This is a genomic window from Nocardia nova, assembly GCF_002933465.1.
GTDB lineage: Bacteria > Actinomycetota > Actinomycetes > Mycobacteriales > Mycobacteriaceae > Nocardia > Nocardia nova_B.
Genome location: NZ_PSZE01000083.1, coordinates 1 through 1,812 on the forward strand (window position 1 = coordinate 1; position 1,812 = coordinate 1,812).

Consider the following 1,812-nt stretch of genomic DNA (forward strand, 5'->3'; position numbering starts at 1 on the left):
ACGCCGACCGAGTACGCTGTCCGCTGCGGCCACACCCACCACCCCGTGGCCTGCACCATCAACTGAAACTGGATCGAAAACAACCCGGACTCAAAACCCGGGTGGTCCCGTTATCGGGGACCGGCCAACACCACTGATCGTCGGGTTCATCGACGAATACCGCCAGGTCTACGGTGTCGAGTCGATCTGCCGTGCGCTGTCCGCGCACGGAATCCAGATCGCGCCACGGACCTACCGCAAAGCCCGCCGCCGGCCACCGTCGGCGGTTGAGTCCAGCAGGATGGTGTACGACGGGCCCTCAGCGAAGTCTGGGCGTGTCGTAGCCGAGTAGAGGGTGGTCACCGCGTGATCCTTCAAAAGACCGCCAAGTCACTTGAAGGAAGAAAGTTTCACGCGATGACCTCTGTCCAGCCTATCGACCCGTCCGCAATGCTGTCCGAGCAACTCGCCGTCGCGAGCCCGGATCTGCTGCGCAACATGATGTCCACGTTCATTCAGGCCATGATGAGCGCCGAAGCCGACACGGTGTGTGGCGCCGGCTACGGCGAACGCTCCGACGAGCGGGTGAACTCCCGAAACGGGTACCGCCACCGCGACTTCGACACTCGTGTTGGCACCATCGATGTGGCGATTCCGAAACTGCGTTCGGGCTCGTATTTCCCGGATTGGCTGCTCGAGCGCCGCAAACGCGCCGAACGGGCCCTGACCTCGGTGGTGGCGACCTGCTACCTGCTCGGGGTGTCGACTCGCCGGATGGAGAAGCTCGTCGAATCCCTGGGTGTGACAAAGCTTTCCAAGTCCCAGGTGTCGGTCATGGCGGCCGAGCTCGACGCTCAGGTCGAGGCGTTCCGCACCCGCCCCCTCGATCAAGGCCCGTACACGTTCGTGGCTGCCGACGCGCTGGTGTTGAAGGTCCGCGAGAACGGGCGCGTGGTGAACGTGCATGCCCTGGTCGCGACCGGTGTCAACGCTGATGGCTACCGTGAAATCCTGGGCATCCAGGTCACCAGCGGCGAGGACGGAGCCGGCTGGCTGGCATTCTTCCGCGACCTGGTCGCCCGCGGCCTGTCCGGTGTCAACCTGGTTACTTCGGACGCCCACGCCGGACTGGTCGCCGCAATCGGAGCTACTCTGCCCGGCGCGGCCTGGCAGCGGTGCCGAACCCACTACACGGTCAACTTGATGTCGATCACCCCGAAATCATCATGGCCGTGGGTCCGCACTCTGCTGCACTCGGTGTTCGACCAAGCAGACACCGAATCGGTTGCTGCCCAATATGATCGGATGCTCGACGCACTGACCGAGAAACTGCCGAAAGTGGCCGCTCACCTCGATGCCGCCCGCGCGGACCTGCTGTCGTTCACCGCGTTCCCCAAACAGATCTGGCGTCAGATCTGGTCCAACAATCCCCAGGAACGGTTGAACAAGGAAATCCGCAGGCGCACAGACGTTGTCGGCATCTTCCCCGACCGCCAAGCCATCATCCGGCTCGTCGGCGCCGTCCTGGCCGAGCAGCACGACGAATGGATTGAAGGCCGCCGCTACCTCGGCCTGGACGTGCTGGCTCGCTCCCGCGGCGTCACCGACCCCACCGACGAACAGGAGGACCCCACCCCTGCACTGACCGCCTGATCGAACAGGATCACGCGGCAATCACCCGATACACCACCCGTTTGGACTTGACCCCGTCGGCCCGCGATGTCGCAGATGCCCACGTGGAGAACGCATTACGTGATCTAGCCGGACAGCCGGAGGAAGTGTACGGGCGGCGGAAAATGACCCGCTATCTGCGGCGAAGAGGCCACGACGTGG

General features: G+C 64.0%; 1 protein-coding gene. It reads left to right on the forward strand.

What is annotated here, in order from left to right:
* Window positions 1-396: 396 nt before the first annotated feature.
* Window positions 397-1,632: an IS256 family transposase gene (locus tag C5E41_RS32915; protein WP_104379553.1), complete on the forward strand. Its 1,236-nt coding sequence runs from the start codon at window positions 397-399 to the stop codon at window positions 1,630-1,632.
* The last annotated feature ends 180 nt before the right edge of the window (window positions 1,633-1,812 follow it).

Bases quoted from the DNA above. Each gene is read 5' to 3' on its own strand.
- C5E41_RS32915 (WP_104379553.1), top strand. From the start codon at position 397: ATGACCTCTGTCCAGCCTATCGACCCGTCCGCAATGCTGTCCGAGCAA.